A 21,620-nucleotide genomic window follows, 5' to 3' on the forward strand; every position below is an offset into this window, starting at 1 on the left:
TTATTATTTATAGAAATTTTTTATTGACTTTGCATAAACATATCATATAATGTAAAAAATCTTTAGGAGTATTAAAAATGAAAAAGTTAATATTAATTATATCTTTTGTTTTTATATATACTATATCTTGTACAAAACAAAGTTCAATTGTAAATGAGGCTATATCTATCAATATGGGTCCAGAGCCAAAAACTCTAGACCCAACATTAAACTCATTAAACGCTGTATCTTGCTATATACTTCATGCATTTGAAGGGTTAACTAAAATGGATGCTAATAATAATGTTCAGGGAGGTATGGCAGAGAAATGGGATATATCAGAAGATGGACTTGTATATACATTTCATTTAAGAACAAACGCTTTATGGTCTGATGGAAAAAATGTTACAGCTAAAGATTTTGAATATGCTTGGAAGAGAAGCGTTGATCCTAGTGTTGCTGCAGAATATGCATACATGATGGAAATAGTAAAAAATGCTAAAGAAATAAATGAAGGCACTATGAACTATAATGAATTGGCAGTAAAAGCTATAGATGATTATACATTTGAAGTAACATTGGTTAATCCTTTACCATATTTTCTTGAGTTTATATCTTCTACTGGAATATTTATGCCATTAAGAGAAGATATTATAAATACTTATGGTGATGAATGGACTCTAAAACCAGAAACTTATATAGGAAATGGTCCTTATAGTATGACAGAAAGATTAATAGATGAAAAAATAGTGTTTACTGCAAATAAAAATTATTATAACCCAGATGAGCAAGTAGCTAAAAAAATAAATTTCGTATTAATGAGCGAACCAAATACAGCTATGTCTGGAATTAAAAATGCTTCTATACATTTCTCTGCATTAGAACCGCCTTCTTCAGAAATTGAGGCTCTAAAAGCTGATAATTCATTAATTGAAAATAATGCTATTGGAACTTACTATATAGAACTTAATATTACAAATAGTGCCTTAAAAGATAAAAGAGTAAGACAAGCATTAGCTTTAGCAATAGACAGAAATTATTTAGTAATAAATGTAACTAAAGGCGGACAAACACCTGCAGGAGCATTTGTAGCACCTACTATTAAAGGTTCTAATGCTACATTTAGAGTTGAAAATCAAGAATATATTAATAATAAAACTTATTTAGCTAATGTTGAGAAGGCAAAACAATTAATGGCTCAAGCTGGATATCCAAATGGTGAGGGCTTTCCTGTTTTAGAATTAAAAGTATCTCCCGGTATTTATGTACTTATTGGAGAGGCTATACAGCAAATGTGGAAAAATAATTTAAATATAGATATTAAACTATTACAAGAAGAGTTTCCTATTACATTACAAACTTTATTAGATAAAGATTATGATATGGCTAGAATGGGTTGGACTGGGGATTATAATGACCCTATGACTATGCTTGAAATAATGGCTAGCTATAGCGGAGTTAATCATTCAGGTTTTTCAAATGCTAATTATGATAATTATATTAATATAGCAAAAACTTCTGCAGATAATAATGTTAGAATGAATGCTATGAAAGAAGCTGAGGCTATACTTATGGATGAAATGCCTGTAATACCGCTTTATTATAGAACAGATTTATTTATGATTAACCCTATACTAAAAAATGTGGTATTAAGTCCTTTAGGAAGACATAAATTTAATTATTGTTATATAGAAGTAACTAAAAGTACAAATAAATAATACTATATTTTAATAATTATTAATTTTTTATAACTATAATAATTTAAGGAAAATAATATTATGTCAGATGAATTAAAAACAAAAGCATTAGAATATCATTCTAAGGGAAAAGCTGGAAAATTAGAGGTTATAGCAACAAAGCCATGTAAAACTGCTGATGATTTATCTTTAGCATATACTCCGGGAGTTGCTAAACCTGTACTTGAAATAGCAGAAAACCCAAACGATGCATACAAATACACTTCCAAAGGGAATTTAGTTGCAGTTATTTCAAACGGCACTGCAATACTTGGTTTGGGTGATAGAGGTGCTTTGGCTTCAAAACCTGTTATGGAAGGAAAGGGTATATTATTTAAACGCTTTGCTGATATTGATGTTTTTGATATAGAAGTAAATGAAAAGAATCCTGATAAAATTATAGAGATAGTAAAAGCATTAGAGCCTACATTCGGCGGAATTAACCTCGAAGATATAAAAGCTCCTGAATGCTTCAAAATAGAAAAAACTCTAATAGAAAAATGCGATATACCAGTGTTTCATGATGACCAACATGGTACAGCTATAATATGTTCTGCTGCTTTAATTAATGCTTTAGAGATTTCAAATATAGACAAAAAAAATGCTAAGATAGTTTTTAATGGTGCTGGTTCTGCGGGTATTTCTTGTGCTAAAATGTTTGTAGCATTTGGGGTACCTAGAGAAAACATAATTATGTGCGACAGTAAAGGCGTTATCACTAAAGATAGAATAGAATCTGTTACAGAAGAGAAAAGAGAGTTTGCAACAGATTTAAAAATAAAAAATCTTGAAGAAGCTATGAAAGGAGCTAATGTATTTGCTGGGCTTTCTGTTGCTGATTGTGTTAGTGAGGATATGGTTAAATCTATGGCTAAAAACCCTATAATATTTGCTATGGCTAACCCTAACCCTGAAATACAATACGAAAAAGCAGTAGCTATAAGAGATGATTTAATTATGGCTACAGGAAGGAGTGATTATCCTAATCAGATTAACAATGTATTAGGTTTTCCTTTTATATTTAGAGGTGCTTTAGATGTGAAGGCAAAAGCTATATCAGAAAAAATGAAAATGGCTGCATCATTAGCTTTGGCAGCTCTTGCTAAAGAAAAAGTGCCTGAGGAAGTTTTTAAGGCTTATGGAAACAAAACTTTTGAGTTTGGAAAAAATTATATAGTACCTAAACCTTTTGACCCTAGGGTTATAGAGTGGGTATCTCCTGCTGTTGCTAAGGCTGCTTGTGAAGAAGGGCTTGCTAGAGAGCCTATCACTGATTTTGAAAAATATAAGGCTTCTCTAAAAGAGAGAATGAAAAAATATTGGGATTAATAAAAATATATTTTTTAATTAATACATAATAAATGCAAATAAAAAAGAGAATTTATTTTATTATAAATTCTCTTTTTTGTTTTTTCCTGATTTATTATTAATTACTTAATGCCTTTTATTGCTCTGTATTTAGCTAAAAACTCATTTGATATATTTTGAAGCTCTTTTGAATATTCGATATTTAAGTTCATTGAACTATTAATTATCTCAGTGTCTGGATTTTCTTTAAGCATTTCTAAACGTATTTTTGCCTTTTCTGAATTTATTTTTTGTCTTAATTCAGAAATCTTTGGCTGATATTCAGTTTTTAATTTTGTTATTTCAGCTAATTGTTCTTTAGTGAGAGAAGCAGAATTATAAATAAAATATCCATAATTATAAACTTCTCCATCATAATAAGAATAACTATTACCTTTATTATAAGACGAATAATTATTATTACCCTTAGCAAAAGCTGATACTGATAAAATTGATACAATAAAAATAATGCTTAAAACCTGTTTCATGTTTATCTCCATAAATGTTATTAATAATATTATTAGACGAACTCCAAAATACAAAAGTTCCATAAAAAACAAATATTATTAAGAGTTTAAAAAGTTTTTTATATATCTTGTCTGTTCATCATTTTTAAGCAAAAAAGCATCATGTCCATAATTTGATTTTAATTCATGAAACTCAGTATCAATATTAAGTTCTCTATAAGTTTTTACTATATCCTCAGACTGATAACTCGGATAAAGCCAATCTGATACAAATGATATTACAAGAACTTTTTCTATAGAGTGCTTCTTTATTTTTTTTATATCATCTCTCACATCAAACAAATCCATAGCCTTAGTAAGATATAAAAAACTATTAGCATCAAATCTCTCACTAAACTTCTCCCCATTATAATGCAAATAATTTTCTACTTCAAAAGAAGGAGTAAAATATTTTAAAGCCTTTTTTCTTCTTCTTCCAAATTTTTTTCTCATATACTCTTCGCTCATATATGTAATATGCCCAAGCATTCTAGCCAAAGCAAGCCCATTATCTGGAGTGGATATTCCGTAATATTTACCTCCATACCATTCTGAATCTTCTGTAATAGCTTGTCTTGATATTTCATTAAAAGCTATTTGCATAGGTGAATGTGTCATACAGCTTGCTATAATGATTAATTTATCCATCATATTTGGGTATGATGCACTCCACTCTAAAACCTGCATTCCTCCCATAGAGCCGCCTACAATAGCATAAAGCTTATCAATCTTCAAATAATCTATTAATAATTTTTGAGCCTTTACAATATCTTTCATAGTAAAACTTGGAAAATCTGTACCATAGCATAAATTACTATTTGGTTTCTTTGATGAAGGACCAGTAGTGCCATAACATCCTCCAAGTACATTTGAACATATTACAAAATATTTATCTGTATCTATAGCCTTTCTCTTGCCAACAAAATTGCTCCACCAAGTTAAAACATCACTATCCCCTGTAAAAGCATGGCAAATCAATATGGCATTATCTTTTTTATCATTTAATTTACCATTTGTAGTGTATGCTATTTTTAAATTATCTATAGCAGCAGAGTTTTCAAATTTAAAAGTTTTATTATAATCAAAATACTCTATCATAACTTATCCTAATTATTAAACTTATTTCAAAACTACTAATAATGTATAATAGTATTATTATTAATTTAATGATTGGGGCTTTGCCCCCTGCGAAGCGTACCCATAGGGTAAAACCCCACTTCTTTTTGCGACCGAAGGAAGTCCTTCAGGGCGACCGAAGGAAGTACCTTTAGGTATGACCCAAAGAAGCAAAAAGACTGCAATTTTATATACCAAAACTATAACTTAAAAAATATATAATATATTATTTTTTTTATTAAAAAAAATTTTGTAATTAATTCTTATCAATAGTTTTTAAAATATATATTATTTACTCGCTATAGCTAAAGCCTCATCAAGATAATATAATATATCATCTATATGCTCTATTCCTATAGAAAGTCTTATGAAGTTTTTAGTAATACCTGCATTTATTAACTCTTCCTCAGATAATTGAGAATGCGTTGTAGAAGCAGGATGTGCAACCAAACTCTTAACATCTCCCACATTAACAAGATGAGAAAATAGTTTTATATTGTCTATAAACTTAACAGCAGCATCATATCCGCCCTTTATGCCAAATACAACCATACCCCCAAACTTATTATCTTTCAAATATTTTTTAGCTACATTATAAGAAGGATCATTTTTAAGCCCCGGATACCTAACCCACTCAACCCTATCATCTTTCTCTAAAAACTCAGCAACCTTCATAGCATTAAATGAATGCCTATCCATTCTCAAAGATAAAGACTCCATTCCCTGTATAAATACCCAAGAATTATCAGGAGACAAACAAGCCCCTAAGTTTCTTAATGGCACAGTTCTAAATCTCATAGTAAAAGCAATATCTCTTAACTCTTCAGGCAAATCATAAGCCCATTTTAAACCATGATAATTAGCATCAGGCTGAGTAAACAATGTAAACTTATCATCTTTCCAATTAAACTTACCTGCATCTGTAACTGCCCCTCCAACACTGCTTCCATGTCCGCCAATCCATTTGGTTAGAGAATTAATTACTATATCAGCTCCATAGTTTATTGTTTGAAGCAAATATGGAGTTGTAAAGGTGCCGTCTACTATTAATGGTATATTGTTATTATGAGCTATTTTTGCCACTTCTTCTATATCTGTAAAATCTAATGAAGGGTTTGATATTGTTTCTATATATATTACCTTTGTCTTTTTAGTAATTGCCTTTTCAAAGTTTTTTGGGTCTTTTGCATCAACAAAGTTTGTATTAATTCCAAATTTTGGAAGTATGGCAGCAAACTGCGAATATGTGCCTCCATACAAACTAAAAGATGATAATATCTCATCGCCCGCCTCGCATATGGTAATCATAGTATTAAATATAGCACTTGTTCCAGAAGATACTGCTATAGAAGATTTACCGTTTTCCATTGCTGTAATTCTTTTTTCTAATACGTCTGTAGTAGGGTCGCCTAATCTTGTGTAAATATAGCCTAACTCTTTTAAATCAAATAAATCAGCAGCATGTTTAGAGTTTTTAAACATATAAGAAGTTGTTTTATATATAGGTACTCCCCTGCTTCCAAATACATCATTATTCTCCTGTCCTGCATGAACAGATAAAGTTTCAAATTTTAATTGTCTTGACATATAAACTCCTAAATATTTTGTTGTAATTTAAAAATAAAAAAGCCGCCAAAAACTTGACGGCTGTAATTACAAAATTAATATTTATTATATTTTATGCAGCCGTAATTGTTTTTTGCATGAGACAAAGCATATTCTTAATAATAACTGCATTATTCATAAATATTTTACATTTCCTTAAAATTTTATATTTTAATAATATGTTATATATAAAAAACACACTATTGTCAATAGTAATTATTAAAACTTTTAGAAAATTATTCACATATTTTTTAAAAGATTTATAATAGTATTGAAATTGGTATATCCTTAATATATAATATAAGTTAACAATAAAATAAAAGGTATTATAAAATGAATATTTTAAGAAAAATGATATTTATTGTTGGATTGTTATTAGCTTTTGTATCAATAGGTACAATAACAACCTATGAGAAAAGGGAAAAAGAGAAAGATATAGGAAAAGATTATTAATTATATGTTAAAATATAAAATTATTTCACTGCTATTTTTATTAACATTATTTAGCTCTAATTTATATAGTGTAAAAGTAACTGTGCTTCCATTTCTAAGCAAAGATAAAGAGTGGATAGAAAAATACATGGTTGATGATGGCATGCCTAGAGCTTTTGAAATGTCTTTAAGAAATACCCATATGTTTGATGTAAGTGATTATGATTTGCTTATATCATATTTTACATCCTATGACAATGTTATGGATTATAAAGCCTTATCTACAAATTTAACTGTAGCTAGTGATTTTGTTAAAGAAACTTTTGAATCTGATTATTTAATTACTGGAGAGGTTATTGATTTCAGTCTAAAACAGGGGGGTAAAGATACAGCTAATGTAGAGTTTAAAGTTAATCTTATAGATATAAACACTTTAAAAACAGTTAAAACTTTTACTAATTCTGCAAGTTATGTGCTTCCCGGAAATAGTCCTATATATAACTCTGAAGATGCTTTATTTTATGAAAGTGCATTGGGCTGGGCTAGTATTGTAGCTTTTAATAATATAGCTAATGAAATATCAGATTTTTTAGAAATTCCTCCTCTAATTGGAAGTGTAACAAGAATAGAAGATGATAAAATATTTATCAATTTAGGAAAAAGAAATAATATAAAAATAGGAGATGAGTTTGGAATATATCGTGTAGAAAAATATTTGGATTTGCCTCCTAATAATGAATACCTTATAAACAAAATAAACGAAAGAAAACAAAGTTCTTTAACTAACGGAATATTAACAAATAATATAGACCCAAATAATTTCGTAGTTCATAACAATGATACTAATTCATATATTACAAATAATAGTAATACAAATAATAGTAATCAAACATTAATTAACAATACTAATCAAAAAAGTAACATATCAAAACAATATAATAATAACAATATTAATAATAACACTTCTTCTTCTGTTTATAGACAAACAAGAGAAAATGCTAATGGAGATTTTTGGTATACTAGTGAAATGCTTTATATATATAGATTTTACAAAACTAAAAAAACTTTAGTAACAAATGCAAAAGTAATAGAATTATATGATAACTATGCTATATTAGAAAATAAAAGCGATGCAAAAATAGATCTGCTTATGGAAGTAAAAATTAATGAAGAAAAGGATAAGAACTTATGATAATAAAACAGAATGTTATTTTTAATAAAACGGATAAAAAAGACTATTATATCTATATAGATAAAAAAAATAATAGAGGCATATTTACTCCATATTTTAAAGGTTCTTATAATAGTTTCTTCTATGATTTTAGTCTTGATAAATGCAGAATATTTCATAAGAATGCTAAATCCTATTCTATACTAGACTTATCTCTAGACGGCAAAAAAATAATAACTATATCTGTAGATAATATTAATAATTCAAATAATACATTAAAAATTATAGAAATAGGTACTAATAAAGTATTTTTAGAATTATCTGGAATGTATGTTTATGAGGCATTCTTTACTGCTAATCCTAAATTAATAATATGCAGAGCTAAAGAATTTAATAGAACTAATGTTTTTTTATATAATATTGAAGAGAAAAAAATAGCATATACATTAAAAGAAAATACATTTATAACTGATGGTGCTTTTGATGAAAAAAGAACTATGTTTACATATCCATCTGCTGTAAACAATAAAATATTATATCAGGTAAATCTGCTTACTTTAAATGACGGTAAAATACAATTAGAAAATCCAAATATGAAAGTAACTAATGTATATTCTATAGGAAAAGACTTTATATTGATGGAATCAAATAAATCAATAGCTCTCTATAGCAATAAAAAAATAGTATGGAAAGTAGAATTATCATCTGTGTTTAATTGTGAGTATGACGGAGGAATATTTTATTTAGAGAAAAAAATATATTTTGATAACCCCGCTATAGCAAAAGACAATGTGGAAAATGATAAAACCCCAAAAGAAAATATGATACTTTATAGAATAGATATAGACACAGGTAATATAGAATATTTGCTTTTGCCTGTAAACATAAAATATAAAAGATTTACAACTATGTTTGGAACTAAGATTATAGATACTACTGGAAATATATTAGATATTAGAAGCGGAAAAACATTAACTTTTCCATTAAAGCTATATAAATAATTGCAAATATATATTTTTTTATTATATTTATAGAGTGGTCTATGATTTTTGTTTTTATTTAAAAGAATAATTTATTTAAGAGGAGTGTAAAATTGTATAAAATATTACTTTTAACAATATCTATTATATTTGCAGCTTGTAATGAAAAAGAGATAAAAAATATAATAGCACAGCAAACAAATAATACATCAAATAATAATATTGCTAATTCTGATATAAAAGTAGCGGCATCAAAATTAACATCAAAAGAATATGACGTGTTAATAAACAAAGGCACAGAGTTTCCTTTTACAGGAGAACTTTTAGATGTAAAAGATGATGGGGTTTATACTTGTAAATTATGCGGAAACTTATTGTTTAAATCTGATGCTAAGTTTAATTCTGGTACAGGTTGGCCTAGTTTTGATGATGCAATAGCTGAAAACATAAAATTTGTAAAAGACGGATGCAGAGTAGAAGTAACTTGTGCAAAATGCGGAGGTCATTTAGGACATGTTTTCTACAATGAAGGCTTTACTGACAAACAAACTAGATATTGCATTAATTCTGTATCTTTAAATTTTGTTAATAAAGCAGACTTTGATAAAACTAATGATAGTACTACAAATAAATAACAATGAGGTAAAAACTATAATATGAAAAAAATTGTATTAATGACAATAATATCCATATTTTCTTTAATATCCTGTAATGAAAAATTAAATAGCGAATCTACAAATATTAAAGAATCTTCAAGTATTAAAGAAAATAAGGAGGAGACAAAAATGATTCCAGAAAATGTTAAATACGCCTATTTTGCTTCAGGCTGTTTTTGGGGCACTGAATATTGGTTTGAAAAAGGAAAAGGAGTATATGCAGTTGTAAGCGGATATGCAGGAGGACATAAAATAAACCCAACATATAGAGAAGTATCCACTGGTCTAACAGGACATTTAGAAACTGTACAGGTTGCTTATAATCCTGATGAAACTACTTATGAAGATTTAGTTAAACTATTCTTTGAAACTCATGACTTTACTCAAAAAAATGGTCAGGGTCCTGATATAGGTTCACAGTATTTATCAGCTATTTTTTATCAAACAGAAGAAGAAAAAGAAATAGCTCAAAAATATATAGACATGCTTAAAGAAAAACGTTATGATGTGGCAACAACTTTAAGAGAATATAAAAACTTTTATCCAGCAGAAGATTATCATCAAGATTATTATGAGAGAAAAGGCTCTATACCTTATTGCCATTTCTATAACAAAATATTTTAATAATGAGTTTTTGTTTAAAAACTGAATTAATAATATTTATATTGTTTTAAAATAATACTAATTATATTACATATAAAATATAATTAGTATTATTTTTTTATTTGCACTTTTTGGTTCTTTTGACGAAGTCCGCACCGCGACCGAAGGAACTGCCTGCGACCGTAGGAAGTACCTTTAGGTATGGGTGCGAGCTGCGGGAAAAAGAACAATAAAATATTTGTAAAAATAATAATATGTAGTTGTTTAAGCACACTAAAAATTTAGTTTTAAATATTGTTTGCGGGGACTAGCCCCCACACCCCCAGTTCTTTTTGTGACCAAAAGAACCAAAAAGACTGCATTTTTAGGCAAAATATAAGTATTATATTTATATAATTCTGATATATAAAGTTAAGACATTTACACTTTCGCGAAGCGTGTCCGGAGGCAAAAACTTTGACGAAGTCCACGCGTGTGAGGCGGGAAAAGTTGAATAAAAAATAAATTACAAAGTATAGTTTTTTAGGTATATATTAAAAATTATTTAATAAAATAAAAGAGCTATCACTAATTATTAGCAATAGCTCTATTATTAATAAATCACTACATTAAGCCCTTGATATATCTAATCAATTCAGCTATCAAAAAAATTAGAAACACAAATCCAAAAAATATCCAAGACTTAATAGTTCTTTTTCTTGTCTCTTTTTTATTAAACTCTCTTCTAAAAGGATCATTTTCCACGATTCATCAAACCTTTTTCAAATATTTTTGAGTATCAACAGCAACAGCAGCAATGATGATAGCACCTTTAATAATGTATTGCATATAAGGTGAAATACCAACGAAAGTCATACCGTAGTTAATAACTTGGAATATCAAAACCCCAGATACAATACCCAAAATAGAACCAATACCTCCAGAGAAAGAAACACCGCCTACAACACAAGCAGCAATAGCATCAAGCTCATAACCGTTACCTAAGTTGTTTGTAGCAGAACCAACCCTAGCAACCTCTAAAGAACCAGCTATACCATATAAAGCACCAGCCATAGTATAAACTATCATAAGAGTAAGAGGAATGTTTACACCGCTCACAGCAGCAGCTTCAGGGTTACCACCTACAGCAAATATGTTTTTACCCAATTTAGTTTTATTCCAAATCACCCACATAATCAGAGTAATAATCACGGCGAATATTATCAAGTATGATATTGTAAGCCCGCCTACTTTTATACCGCCCTGAGCAAGATTAGTAAAACGAGGGTCAAGTCCTCCAATAGGCTGAGCACCATAAGGAGGTCTGTCAAAATAAGTACTAGTAACACCGTAAAGTATAAGCTGCATACCTAAAGTAGCAATAAATGGAGTTACATAAAGTTTAGAAATGATGAATCCATTTATAAAACCAAATACCATAAGTATAAGCATAACTAAAAGTATAGGTAATATAACAGGAAGCATAGGTAAATCAGGATACATTCTAGTAGGGTTACTAGTAGATTGTAAAAGAGAAGCACTAACAACAGCAGCAAGTCCTACAGCCCTACCAGCACCAAGGTCGTTACCCTGAGTTACTAATAAAGTACCAATACCAACAGCAATAATCATACGAGTAGAAGCCTGAGCAAAAATGTTTACAAAGTTGCTAAGTCTAAAGAAAGATGGCTCTTTAATAATAATACCAATAAGTATAAGTAAAAGTGCTGCAAATATGGCATTATTCAGTATAAATTTTAATATTTTGTTTATAGTAGAATTTTTGTCTGACATATATTATTCCTTTATTAATAAATTATAAATATTTGGCAGATAATGCCATTATTTCTTCTTGATTAGTATTAGCCGTATCAACTATACCCGCAACCCTTCCATTACTCATAACCATTATTCTATCAGTTATACCAAGCAACTCAGGCATCTCAGAGCTAACCATAATAATAGTCTTACCTTCCGTAGCTAAATCTATTATAAGTTTATATATATCATATTTTGCCCCTACATCAATACCCCTAGTAGGCTCATCAAGCATAAGAATATCAGGAGCACTCAAAAGCCATCTGCCCAATATTACCTTCTGCTGATTACCTCCAGATAATGATTGTATGGCAGTTTTCTCTGAAGGAGTCTTTACCTGCATACTATCTATTACCCATTTAGTATCATCTCTCATCTTCTTATTATTCAAAAATCCAAAATTACCTTTATAATTATCTACATTAGCTATTATAGAATTAAAATTAATAGAGAGCATACCAAATATACCAGTTTGTCTTCTCTCCTCTGTTACCAAAGCAAATCCATGTTTAATAGCTTTTCTTGTTGTATTATTTTTAATATCTTTATCATTTTTAATAATACTTCCGCTTGATAAAGTACGCATACCAAATATACTCTCAAGTACCTCAGTTCTTTTTGCACCAACAAGACCAGCTATACCAAAAATCTCACCCTTTCTCACACTAAAATTAATATCAGTGAGCGAAGGCTGATAGAATGCTGTAAAGTTTTTAATTTCCAAAATTCCTTCAGCAGGTTTATTAGTTTTAGGAGGGAATCTATTAGTTAAATCACGACCCACCATCTGTTTAATAATAAGGTCAGTTGTTAATTCTTTTGCAGGAGTGGTAGAAACAAACTTACCATCACGCATTATAGTAACTTCATCAGATATCTGCAATATCTCTTCCATTTTGTGAGAAATATATATCATACCTACACCGCGGCTTTGAAGTTTCCTTATTATCTTAAATAATTTAGCAACTTCTTTTTCTGTAAGCGAACTAGTAGGCTCGTCTAAAACAAGTATTTTAGAATGATATGATACTGCCTTTGCTATTTCAACCATTTGCATTTCAGATACTGATAATGTAGATACTTTAGTTCTAGGGTCTAAAGGTATTTCTAAATCATCAAAAATAGCTTTAGTATCATCATACATTTTCTTCTCATCTACAAATCCAAATTTAGTAGGATATTTACCAAGCCAAATATTATCCTGTATATTTCTTTGCCTAACCTGATTAAGCTCTTGGTGCACCATTGCTACACCATTATTTAAAGCTTGTTTTGGAGAACTAAAATTAACTTCATTTCCGTCTAATAATATTGTTCCTTCATCTTTATGGTAAATACCAAATAAACATTTCATAAGAGTGGATTTTCCAGCACCATTCTCTCCCATAAGAGCAACAACACTTCCCTCTCTCACAACAAGTTCAGCCTTATCCAAAGCTTGAACACCGGGAAAATATTTTGATATGCCCTTCATCTCAAGAATTACTTTTCTCTCTTCCATAAAAATAAAATCCTTAAAATTACACTTAAAAAAACACGATATACAAAATTAAAAATATGAAATTGGGGACATTATGTAAAAATAATATCCCCATTCATAAAAATGATTATTACTTATAAGCTTCTTCAGCTATAGTAATATTATCTGCAGTTATAGGAACATAAGGAACGCGTACTGCTTTTACTTCATCTAAAGTCCAAGTAGTACCTTCTACTGGATCTTTGCCAGCAGCAACATTTAATGTTAAATCTACAAGAGCTTGTGATTGTCCAACTGGGTCATTAAGTACTGAACCTAATATTGTTCCTTTTTTGATTTCGTTCAACATATCAGGAATAGCATCTACACCTACTATAGGGATATATTTAGCTTTGTCGCCAGTGTTGTATCCTAAAGCTTGTATAGACTGTAAAGCACCTAAAGCCATAGCATCATTGTTAGCAAAAATAAATTCTATTTGGTCACCATATTTTTGTATCCAAGCATCTACTATATCTTTAGCTCTAGCAGTATCCCAGTTAGCATTTAATTCTTCTAATTTTTCTACTTTAAGACCATTGTTAGTAATATACATAGTTACATGAGAAGTTCTTGCTTCTGCATCTGGGTGGCCTGGTTCGCCTTTAATTAATACATATTGTATAACACCATCACCATTTTTATCTAATGTAGGATCTGCTTTCCAAGCATCTACAACGATTTTTCCTTGCATATCACCAGATTCTTCTGGAGTAGTACCTACATACCAAGTTTTATCATAGCTAGCCATAGCTTGAGCACTAGGCTGTTTGTTAAAGAATACTACAGGTATATTTTTAGCTTTAGCTTTGTCTATAATAGTTTGAGCTGCTTGAGGGTCTACTAAGTTAATTGCCAAAGCTTTAACATCTTTATTGATCATAACATCTACTTGGTCATTTTGCTGAGCTTGGTTGTTTTGAGAATCGTTAATTATTAAATTAGCTTTTCCAGCAATTTTACTTTCTATGTTTCTTCTGTAGAAAGACATGAAGTTATCATCATAACGATAAATTGTAACTCCAATTAGTGGACCATTAGCATCTGAAGCTGCTGCATTATCACTAGTGCCGCCGCCGCAAGATAGCATAAAAATTGTTGCTATTATAAGCATAGAACTTATAATGAATATTTTTCTCATAATAGAAAACTCCTTAATTTAATTAATATTCTATAATTTTAGTATATAAATTTTATGCACTAAATCAAGTTTTTAATATTTAAATAAAAAACCTATCAAATACATATTTCATATCATTATAAAAATATTAAAATTATTATAATTTATAAATATACAATTTAGAACTATAATTTTTTTACAAAAAAATTACTAAATTTTTAATTATTTTACATATATTATAAAAAATAATAACTAAAATCCGATAATATACATATAAAACATTTGGAGGTTAAAAATGAATGTATCTATTAATTCTATTTATTCATCTAAAATGTTTCCACTAACTGGACATATGTATAGTGCAGGGCTTAACGTTTATAATTTATCTGACTCTATGAGCAGATTAAATGAGTTTGTTTCTGGACAAGGTACTTCAGTTTTAGTAAATTATAATTTAGGAAAGAGTTTAGATGTATATGCTTAAAAAACTAATATAAGCCAATTGTAATAAAAATATATCAATTGGCTTATCTTTTAAATTTCATCTGAAATCAAAAAATCTTTAAAATAATCCGTATAATCAACTTCAAATTTCATAATATCTTTGCTAATAGGATGAGTAAACTCTATCTCTTTTGCTATAAGCATTAAATTACTATAGTTAGAATAACTTTTAGAATAAATCTTATCACCAGCTACAGGAAAGCCTTTATATGAACAATGAACTCTTATTTGATGAGTACGGCCTGTTTTAATATTAACCTCTATTAAGCTATGCTTTTTAAATCTATTTAATACCTTTATATAACTCAAAGCCTTCTTACCGTCTTCACGAACTGTCATTTTTTTTCTATATATACTATGCCTGCCTATAGGTAAATTAATTTCATAAAAGTTTTCCCTTAAAACTCCTACAACTATAGCATGATAAATCTTTTTTATTGTTCTATTTTTAAATTGCTCCTGAATAGCAGAAACTATATCAGCATTCTTTCCTACAATCATTAAACCAGAAGTATCTTTATCCAATCTATGTATAATGCCTGCCCTGCTTTTATCTCCAACAAAATTAAAATCTTTTATATGATAAAGCAAAGCATTAACCAAAGTGCCGCTCTTTTCAGAAGAAGAACAATGAACACTCATATTACAAGGTTTATTTACAACTAGTAAATATTCATCTTCATACAAAATTTCCAAATCAATATTCTCTGCTAATATATCTTCATCTTCTTTATTATTATTATTATTTGTTTTTATGTTTATCTCTACAATATCATTAAGCTTTAGAGAATATGAAAGTTTTTTTATATTACCATTAACTAGTATGCAAGATAAATAATTTTTTACCTGAGACCTGCTTATATTTAATTTATCGCTTACAAATATATCTAGTCTTTTATTTAAATCTTTTTCTTCTATTGAAAACTTATACATCTATCATTATTTTTATTATTTATTTTCTTTTTTTTCTTTTTTAAATGAACTATCAAAATCTTCTTTAAATAAAAATACCCCTATAGCTATAACAACAATCCCTATAGTGATGGCAGCATCAGCAATATTATAATTCCAAGGAAATCTAATATTTAAATTAAATCCCATATTAATAAAATCTGTTACAAAGCCTCTCATAACTCTATCTAATAAATTGCCCATAGCTCCGCCTAGCACCATACTAAAACCAACAATAGATATTCTCTGTTTTTTCTTATCTATTATAGTTATAATATAAAATACAACAATCATTGCCAAAAAAACAACAACCTTTAAAAACTCTGGTATTATATGCTGTATAACCTCTGGAACATTATTAAGAAAACCAAAAGAAACACCATAATTTCTTGTATATATAAATACTAATAAATCTCCAATAATTTTTTTATAACCAATAACCTGTAAATATTTATCAACAAAATATTTTGAAACAGTGTCCGCTATAAATATTAATATGGATATTAAAAAATATATCTTTTTTTCTTTTATCTGCAATAAAATCTTACTCATAAAAAACAAATTCCTTATATAATCAAGTGCTAATAATAATTTATATTAATAAAAATTACAACCTACAAAACCTAAATTAAAAAATTATATTTACAAATTAATATGATTTAAAAATAACTCTTTTATATTGATATTATATATTTTTTTGTATATAATCTACTATTATGAAAAATGGAAAGGTAATATTTCCGGGTACTTTTGACCCTTTTACTTTGGGACACCTTGATGTTCTCTATAGACTTGCTGATATATTTGAAGAAGTGTATATATCTGTAGCTGTAAACTTAGAAAAATCTCCAACTTTCACTATAGAAGAAAGAAAGGCGATGATTAAAAAAGTGATTGGAAATAATGATACAATAAAAATAGTTTCTATATCTGGACTTGTTACAGAATATATGAAACAAAATAATATAAAAGTATTAGCCAGAGGAATAAGAGACAGCGAAGATTTATATTATGAGCTTAAAATGTCAAGAATGAATAAATTATTATACCCAGAGATGGATACAATATTTTTACATACATCTGAGCATTATGCTTATATAAGTTCATCACTCATTAAAGAGATACTTAAATTTAATGGTCCTATAGATGGTTTAGTTCCAGAAGTTTTAATAGATGATATTAAATCCAAATTCATAAAATAATAAAAAAATAAATAAAATATCAAAAAGAATAAAGAATAGAATATGAAAAATTTTTACTTAGAAAATTACGGCTGCCAAATGAATAAAGCAGATTCAAATAGTTTAATAAACTCACTTATGCAAGAAGGCTTTATACAAACAGAAAACTATGAAAATGCTGATAATATTATAATAAACACATGCAGTGTAAGAGCACATGCTGAAGAGAGAGTTTTTTCAAGAGTAAAGCTATTTAATGCCAACAGAAAGAAAAACAAAAAAGACACAAAAATCATCATCATGGGATGTATGGCTCAAACTTCTAAAGAACATCTTGAAAGTTTGGGAGTTGATAAGATATTTGACGTATACAATGAAGTTAATATTATAGACTACTTAAAAGACGAAGAGGTTTTTGTAAGGAAGTTTAATGACAATTACATATTTAATAAGTCTTATGTTGATGAAGATAAACTGCATAAGGCTTTCATACCAATCACGCACGGATGTAATAACTGGTGTACATACTGTATAGTGCCTCACACAAGAGGAAAGATGATTAGCAGAAAGTCTAGTGAGATATTAGACGAATTAAAAAGACTCATTGACGAAGGAGCTAAAGAGATTACGCTTCTTGGGCAGAATGTTAATTCTTATGGGCTTGATATTGATAATGAAATAAACTTTACAGAATTATTATATAAAATAGACAAAGTTATAGAAGAAAAAGCAAAAGATAAGGTGTGGATAAGGTTTTTAACTTCTCACCCCAAAGATTTTGATAAAGAACTCGCTGATGCCATATGGAGCTTAAACAGTTTATGTAAGCATATACATTTGCCTTTTCAAAGTGGTTCAGATAGAATATTATCTTTAATGAATAGAAAATACACAAAAGAAGAATATATTAAAAAAGTATCATATTTAAGAGAGCATGCTGATGATTTTCCTATTTCTACAGATATTATAGTAGGTTATGCAGATGAAACTGAAGAAGAATATCAAGAAACACTAGCTTTACTTGAAAGTATTGGTTTTGAAGAAGCTTATTTATATAAATATTCTGAGAGAGAAGGCTCTATTGCATACAAAAAGAAAGTTCAATATGATAAGGCGGCAGGGGCAAGAAGACTCACTCAAATAGTTAACTTCCAAAGAGAATTAGCTCAAAAATTACTATCAAAGCAAGTGGGCAAAAAAGCTTATATAATGATAGATGATATTGCTAAAGATAATATGCACTATTTATGCAGAAGCAAAGAAAATAGAATAGTGTTAATAAAAAAAGAAGAACAACTTAATATGGGTGATATCTATTACTCTGAAATAACTGAGATAAAAAATCATACTTTAATTGGAAATTTAATAAAATAAAAAAAATATTCAAATAATTTGTGAAAAAAAAATTCATTTTCTGTTTATATATTTGCAATTTTTTTTGTTAAATGGTAAAATTTTATTATAATAATTTTAGGGGTAGCATCTTGAGTTGTAATATTTGTGGCAAGAATCTTGCTGTTTTACATATAAAAGAATCTATAGGTAATGAAAAATACGAAATGCATATCTGTGAAGAATGCGAGAAAAAAATGAATATAATGGAAAAATGCATAGAACTTGAATTTAATAACTTGCATACAATATTTCCAGAATCTAAACCTGTTGTTAATATAAAAAAGAAAAATAACAAAAAACATAAAATAAAAGATAAAATATGCCCTTCTTGCGGTTATTCTTTAAGAGAGTTTATGAAAACAGGTATAATGTCTTGTCCTAAATGTTATGAAAACTTCTCTAAAAACATAGCTAAACATGTAAGAAAAATACATACTTATAATAAGCACTTAGGAAGAGTTGCTAATAAAAATCTCACCAATAGAGATATAGAAGAGAAAATTAAACAATATGAAGCTACTATGGATATGCTAATAAAAATAGAAAACTATGAAGAAGCTTCTATTATTAAAAATAAAATAGAAAACCTTAAACAAACTTTAAATATAAAAGAAACTTTAAGTGAAAATAAAGATGTTCACAGATAATAATATTGCTAAGTGGATATATAAAAAAGGCTTAGAAGATAATATTATTTTATATTCTAAAGTATCCATATATAGAAATATAGACAATATTAGATTCTATAATCATATAGATAAAGATGATATAGAAAAAATCGACAGCATTCTAACAAAAGAAATAGAAGAACTTAAAATCTTAGATATTCATCTTGAAAAAATAAAGTTAAGAGAGATTGCTCCATTAGAAATTAAGCTTTTAAAAGAAAATCTTACAATACCAAATAAAAGAAATCTCCTAAATGCTTCGCTTTATATGGATGAAGACGAGGAAACATCTATTTTAATAAATTCTAATGAACATTGCGAAATACAAACTATAGCTAGAGGCTTAGAAATAGAAGAATGTTTTAATAGAGCTTATAAAATAGAAAGCATATTAGATAAAAAAATAGATTTTGCTTTTAATAAAAAATTTGGATATTTAACTAGCTCTCCAGAAAAAATAGGCATTGCAATGAATCTCACAGTATCTATGGCAATACCAGCTTTAATATGGAAAACCCCAGATAATATAGAATATTTTATTAATAAGGCATCAAAAAAAGGTTTTGACATATCAATTAGAGCAGGAAGAACAATGCCTGTACTTAATATAACAAATAAAACTATGATGGGGCTTTCAGAAAAAGATGTTTTAGATAATATGCTTGAAATCGTAAATTATATTTTAGACAAAGAAAAAAAGATGCGTTCAAAAATAAAAAATATAGATAGACTCAATATAGAAGATAAAGTTTATAGGAGCAGAGCTATATTATCGAATGCTAGGGTTATGAATTATATGGAGTTTATAAAGCATAATTTATGGCTTAGAGTTGGTTTAGATTGCAATATTATTGATGATATAGATTTAGATACTTTATCTTATATGATATTTATCTCTAAAAATAATCATTTAAAATCAATGTTTAGCAACAAAAAAAAGTATAAAAAAGTTTATGAGATGAGGGCTGCTGCATTAAGAAATATAATGAATCAACAATAAAATTATTTCATTAATAATTTTATCATATCTAATATATTAAAAGATTTATTTTTATTAGAAAGATTAATAGGAAGAAGAGAAAATAGTTTTAATTTACCATTAATAACATGTATTTTAAATACTGATTTTTTTAAGTTAATAAAATCTGATATTAAATTTGAAACTTCTTTATTATAAAAAATAACATTAATATTAATATTCGATGATGAGTGAGATTTAATAGCTATATTCTCCGAAACACAATAAGCAAACTTTTCATTTCTGCTATTAATAAGATTAAACTCAACATCTTCTAAAATCATTTTTATTGGTGCATTATTTTTTATGTTGATAATAACATTTACATTTGTAGCATCCCATTCAAATTTTTCTAATTCAATTCCAGCCAAATTATAATCTATAGGTACTTTCAAAATATACACTCCTTAAAAATTAAAAAAAGAGCTATAACCTTTATAAAGATTATAACTCTTATATTCTTAATAAATACTTAAAATGCCATTAATTAGCCAATTTTAAATTACATTCATGCTCTTCTTTTTTATACATAGCCTGTCTTTTCATAAGCAAGTCAAAATCAACCAAATGACCATCAAATTCAGGACCCTCAACGCAAGCAAATTTAGTTTGAGTACCAACTAATACTCTGCAGCAACCGCACATACCAGTACCATCAATCATAATAGGGTTCAAACTAACAGTAGTAGGGAGATTGTATTCTTTAGTAAGCTTACAAACAAATTTCATCATAATAGCAGGACCAATAGCTATAACTTCAGAAATTTTTTCACCCCTATCATATATCTTTTTAATCATATCTGTAACTAAGCCCTTTTCACCATAGCTGCCATTATCAGTACAAATTAATAGTTCATCAGATACTTTTCTCATCATATCTTCCATAATGAGAAGCGATTTATCTCTAGCACCTAATATAGATATCACTTTATTACCAGCATTATGATGGGCTTGTACTATAGGATGTAAAGGAGCTATACCAACACCACCTCCAACACCAAGTATAATACCATCTTGCTTTTCGATATGAGTAGGCTGTCCTAATGGCCCAATAACGTCCATTATTTCATCACCAACTTTAAGTCCCATCAATTTAGTTGTAGAATAACCAATGCTTTGAGTTACTATAGTAATTGTTCCCGCTTCAGGGTCAGCATCAGCTATAGTAAGAGGTACTCTCTCCCCTAACTCATCTAATCTAAAAATAATAAAATTACCTGCTTTACGATGTTTAGCTATATCTGGAGCTACAACTTTCATCATAAAAACCTTATCTGACCATTGTTCTTTGGCAACAATTTTATAGCCCATAGAGATTTCTCCTTTTAAAAATATA

Annotated in this window: 22 protein-coding genes; 11 read left to right on the forward strand and 11 right to left on the reverse strand. The window is 28.2% G+C overall.

Going from position 1 to position 21,620, the window contains the following annotated elements:
- Positions 1-77: 77 nt before the first annotated feature.
- Positions 78-1,697 (forward strand): peptide ABC transporter substrate-binding protein, encoded by a 1,620-nt coding sequence (locus GQX97_RS10100; protein WP_157151832.1) that lies wholly within the window; start codon positions 78-80, stop codon positions 1,695-1,697.
- Positions 1,698-1,757: 60 nt separating this feature from the next.
- The gene (locus GQX97_RS10105) at positions 1,758-3,044 is read left to right on the forward strand and encodes a malic enzyme-like NAD(P)-binding protein (protein WP_157151833.1); all 1,287 of its coding nucleotides are present in this window, start codon (positions 1,758-1,760) and stop codon (positions 3,042-3,044) included.
- A gap of 101 nt (positions 3,045-3,145) precedes the next feature.
- Here the strand turns inward: GQX97_RS10105 and GQX97_RS10110 are convergent, their stop codons facing one another.
- The 3 genes from GQX97_RS10110 to GQX97_RS10120 all read right to left on the reverse strand — a co-directional run bounded on the left by GQX97_RS10110 (position 3,146) and on the right by GQX97_RS10120 (position 6,271).
- The gene (locus tag GQX97_RS10110) at positions 3,146-3,550 is read right to left on the reverse strand and encodes a hypothetical protein (protein WP_157151834.1); all 405 of its coding nucleotides are present in this window, start codon (positions 3,548-3,550) and stop codon (positions 3,146-3,148) included.
- Between the two features lie 78 nt (positions 3,551-3,628).
- The gene (locus GQX97_RS10115) at positions 3,629-4,666 is read right to left on the reverse strand and encodes a homoserine O-acetyltransferase (RefSeq protein ID WP_157151835.1); all 1,038 of its coding nucleotides are present in this window, start codon (positions 4,664-4,666) and stop codon (positions 3,629-3,631) included.
- A 306-nt stretch (positions 4,667-4,972) separates the two neighbouring features.
- Entirely contained in the window at positions 4,973-6,271 is a 1,299-nt protein-coding gene (locus GQX97_RS10120) for an O-acetylhomoserine aminocarboxypropyltransferase/cysteine synthase family protein (RefSeq protein WP_157151836.1), read from the reverse strand.
- A gap of 475 nt (positions 6,272-6,746) precedes the next feature.
- Between GQX97_RS10120 and GQX97_RS10125 the strand changes: the two genes are divergently transcribed.
- The 4 genes from GQX97_RS10125 to msrA all read left to right on the forward strand — a co-directional run bounded on the left by GQX97_RS10125 (position 6,747) and on the right by msrA (position 10,152).
- Complete coding sequence (locus GQX97_RS10125; protein WP_157151837.1) at positions 6,747-7,913, forward strand: hypothetical protein; 1,167 nt, start codon at positions 6,747-6,749, stop codon at positions 7,911-7,913.
- Positions 7,910-8,893: a hypothetical protein gene (locus GQX97_RS10130; protein WP_157151838.1), complete on the forward strand. Its 984-nt coding sequence runs from the start codon at positions 7,910-7,912 to the stop codon at positions 8,891-8,893. The genes GQX97_RS10125 and GQX97_RS10130 overlap by 4 nt, the downstream gene beginning before the upstream one ends.
- A 92-nt stretch (positions 8,894-8,985) precedes the next feature.
- Positions 8,986-9,507, forward strand: a complete 522-nt coding sequence (gene msrB / locus GQX97_RS10135; protein WP_157151839.1) for a peptide-methionine (R)-S-oxide reductase MsrB — start codon at positions 8,986-8,988, stop codon at positions 9,505-9,507.
- 21 nt (positions 9,508-9,528) lie between these two features.
- Positions 9,529-10,152, forward strand: a complete 624-nt coding sequence (gene msrA, locus GQX97_RS10140) for a peptide-methionine (S)-S-oxide reductase MsrA (protein ID WP_157151840.1) — start codon at positions 9,529-9,531, stop codon at positions 10,150-10,152.
- A gap of 582 nt (positions 10,153-10,734) precedes the next feature.
- Here the strand turns inward: msrA and GQX97_RS14815 are convergent.
- From GQX97_RS14815 to GQX97_RS10155, 4 genes are all read right to left on the reverse strand, one after another.
- Positions 10,735-10,875: a hypothetical protein gene (locus GQX97_RS14815; RefSeq protein WP_198391213.1), complete on the reverse strand. Its 141-nt coding sequence runs from the start codon at positions 10,873-10,875 to the stop codon at positions 10,735-10,737.
- A gap of 6 nt (positions 10,876-10,881) precedes the next feature.
- Entirely contained in the window at positions 10,882-11,904 is a 1,023-nt protein-coding gene (gene mglC, locus GQX97_RS10145; protein ID WP_157151841.1) for a galactose/methyl galactoside ABC transporter permease MglC, read from the reverse strand.
- A 22-nt stretch (positions 11,905-11,926) separates the two neighbouring features.
- Positions 11,927-13,429 (reverse strand): galactose/methyl galactoside ABC transporter ATP-binding protein MglA, encoded by a 1,503-nt coding sequence (gene mglA / locus GQX97_RS10150; RefSeq protein WP_157151842.1) that lies wholly within the window; start codon positions 13,427-13,429, stop codon positions 11,927-11,929.
- A gap of 109 nt (positions 13,430-13,538) precedes the next feature.
- Positions 13,539-14,588: a galactose ABC transporter substrate-binding protein gene (locus tag GQX97_RS10155; RefSeq protein ID WP_157151843.1), complete on the reverse strand. Its 1,050-nt coding sequence runs from the start codon at positions 14,586-14,588 to the stop codon at positions 13,539-13,541.
- 274 nt (positions 14,589-14,862) lie between these two features.
- Here GQX97_RS10155 and GQX97_RS10160 point away from each other — a divergent pair, with 274 nt between their 5' ends.
- Positions 14,863-15,051: a hypothetical protein gene (locus GQX97_RS10160; protein WP_157151844.1), complete on the forward strand. Its 189-nt coding sequence runs from the start codon at positions 14,863-14,865 to the stop codon at positions 15,049-15,051.
- Between the two features lie 50 nt (positions 15,052-15,101).
- On the opposite strand, the gene GQX97_RS10165 is transcribed toward GQX97_RS10160, so the two are convergent.
- Both GQX97_RS10165 and lspA read right to left on the reverse strand, forming a co-directional pair.
- Complete coding sequence (locus GQX97_RS10165) at positions 15,102-16,004, reverse strand: RluA family pseudouridine synthase (RefSeq protein ID WP_157151845.1); 903 nt, start codon at positions 16,002-16,004, stop codon at positions 15,102-15,104.
- 15 nt (positions 16,005-16,019) lie between these two features.
- Positions 16,020-16,574, reverse strand: coding sequence for a signal peptidase II (gene lspA / locus GQX97_RS10170; protein ID WP_157151846.1), 555 nt, complete (start codon positions 16,572-16,574; stop codon positions 16,020-16,022).
- Between the two features lie 164 nt (positions 16,575-16,738).
- Here lspA and coaD point away from each other — a divergent pair, with 164 nt between their 5' ends.
- The 4 genes from coaD (at position 16,739) to GQX97_RS10190 (ending at position 20,266) form a co-directional block, all read left to right on the forward strand.
- On the forward strand, positions 16,739-17,224 hold the full coding sequence (gene coaD / locus GQX97_RS10175; RefSeq protein ID WP_157151847.1) for a pantetheine-phosphate adenylyltransferase: 486 nt from the start codon (positions 16,739-16,741) through the stop codon (positions 17,222-17,224).
- A gap of 42 nt (positions 17,225-17,266) precedes the next feature.
- A complete protein-coding gene (gene miaB / locus GQX97_RS10180) occupies positions 17,267-18,577 on the forward strand; it encodes a tRNA (N6-isopentenyl adenosine(37)-C2)-methylthiotransferase MiaB (RefSeq protein WP_157151848.1) in 1,311 nt (436 codons plus the stop codon).
- A 110-nt stretch (positions 18,578-18,687) separates the two neighbouring features.
- The gene (locus GQX97_RS10185; protein ID WP_157151849.1) at positions 18,688-19,245 is read left to right on the forward strand and encodes a UvrB/UvrC motif-containing protein; all 558 of its coding nucleotides are present in this window, start codon (positions 18,688-18,690) and stop codon (positions 19,243-19,245) included.
- Positions 19,232-20,266, forward strand: coding sequence for a guanido phosphotransferase (locus GQX97_RS10190; protein ID WP_157151850.1), 1,035 nt, complete (start codon positions 19,232-19,234; stop codon positions 20,264-20,266). The genes GQX97_RS10185 and GQX97_RS10190 overlap by 14 nt, the downstream gene beginning before the upstream one ends.
- A 2-nt stretch (positions 20,267-20,268) precedes the next feature.
- Here the strand turns inward: GQX97_RS10190 and GQX97_RS10195 are convergent, their stop codons facing one another.
- Together GQX97_RS10195 and GQX97_RS10200 are read right to left on the reverse strand one after the other, a co-directional pair.
- Complete coding sequence (locus tag GQX97_RS10195; protein ID WP_407921883.1) at positions 20,269-20,688, reverse strand: hypothetical protein; 420 nt, start codon at positions 20,686-20,688, stop codon at positions 20,269-20,271.
- Positions 20,689-20,767: 79 nt separating this feature from the next.
- Positions 20,768-21,595 carry a sulfide/dihydroorotate dehydrogenase-like FAD/NAD-binding protein gene (locus GQX97_RS10200; RefSeq protein WP_157151852.1) on the reverse strand — a complete coding sequence of 276 codons (828 nt, stop codon included), beginning with the start codon at positions 21,593-21,595 and terminating at the stop codon, positions 20,768-20,770.
- Between the last annotated feature and the right edge of the window lie 25 nt (positions 21,596-21,620).

The organism is Brachyspira sp. SAP_772, assembly GCF_009755885.1.
GTDB lineage: Bacteria > Spirochaetota > Brachyspiria > Brachyspirales > Brachyspiraceae > Brachyspira.

Excerpts from the sequence above, each read along its gene's own strand:
- GQX97_RS10100 (WP_157151832.1), top strand. The coding sequence starts at position 78 with ATGAAAAAGTTAATATTAATTATATCTTTTGTTTTTATATATACTATA.
- GQX97_RS10105 (WP_157151833.1), top strand. The coding sequence starts at position 1,758 with ATGTCAGATGAATTAAAAACAAAAGCATTAGAATATCATTCTAAGGGA.
- GQX97_RS10110 (WP_157151834.1), bottom strand. The coding sequence starts at position 3,550 with ATGAAACAGGTTTTAAGCATTATTTTTATTGTATCAATTTTATCAGTA.
- GQX97_RS10115 (WP_157151835.1), bottom strand. The coding sequence starts at position 4,666 with ATGATAGAGTATTTTGATTATAATAAAACTTTTAAATTTGAAAACTCT.
- GQX97_RS10120 (WP_157151836.1), bottom strand. The coding sequence starts at position 6,271 with ATGTCAAGACAATTAAAATTTGAAACTTTATCTGTTCATGCAGGACAG.
- GQX97_RS10125 (WP_157151837.1), top strand. The coding sequence starts at position 6,747 with ATGTTAAAATATAAAATTATTTCACTGCTATTTTTATTAACATTATTT.
- GQX97_RS10130 (WP_157151838.1), top strand. The coding sequence starts at position 7,910 with ATGATAATAAAACAGAATGTTATTTTTAATAAAACGGATAAAAAAGAC.
- msrA (WP_157151840.1), top strand. The coding sequence starts at position 9,529 with ATGAAAAAAATTGTATTAATGACAATAATATCCATATTTTCTTTAATA.
- mglC (WP_157151841.1), bottom strand. The coding sequence starts at position 11,904 with ATGTCAGACAAAAATTCTACTATAAACAAAATATTAAAATTTATACTG.
- mglA (WP_157151842.1), bottom strand. The coding sequence starts at position 13,429 with ATGGAAGAGAGAAAAGTAATTCTTGAGATGAAGGGCATATCAAAATAT.
- GQX97_RS10155 (WP_157151843.1), bottom strand. The coding sequence starts at position 14,588 with ATGAGAAAAATATTCATTATAAGTTCTATGCTTATAATAGCAACAATT.
- GQX97_RS10160 (WP_157151844.1), top strand. The coding sequence starts at position 14,863 with ATGAATGTATCTATTAATTCTATTTATTCATCTAAAATGTTTCCACTA.
- GQX97_RS10165 (WP_157151845.1), bottom strand. The coding sequence starts at position 16,004 with ATGTATAAGTTTTCAATAGAAGAAAAAGATTTAAATAAAAGACTAGAT.
- lspA (WP_157151846.1), bottom strand. The coding sequence starts at position 16,574 with ATGAGTAAGATTTTATTGCAGATAAAAGAAAAAAAGATATATTTTTTA.
- coaD (WP_157151847.1), top strand. The coding sequence starts at position 16,739 with ATGAAAAATGGAAAGGTAATATTTCCGGGTACTTTTGACCCTTTTACT.
- miaB (WP_157151848.1), top strand. The coding sequence starts at position 17,267 with ATGAAAAATTTTTACTTAGAAAATTACGGCTGCCAAATGAATAAAGCA.
- GQX97_RS10190 (WP_157151850.1), top strand. The coding sequence starts at position 19,232 with ATGTTCACAGATAATAATATTGCTAAGTGGATATATAAAAAAGGCTTA.
- GQX97_RS10200 (WP_157151852.1), bottom strand. The coding sequence starts at position 21,595 with ATGGGCTATAAAATTGTTGCCAAAGAACAATGGTCAGATAAGGTTTTT.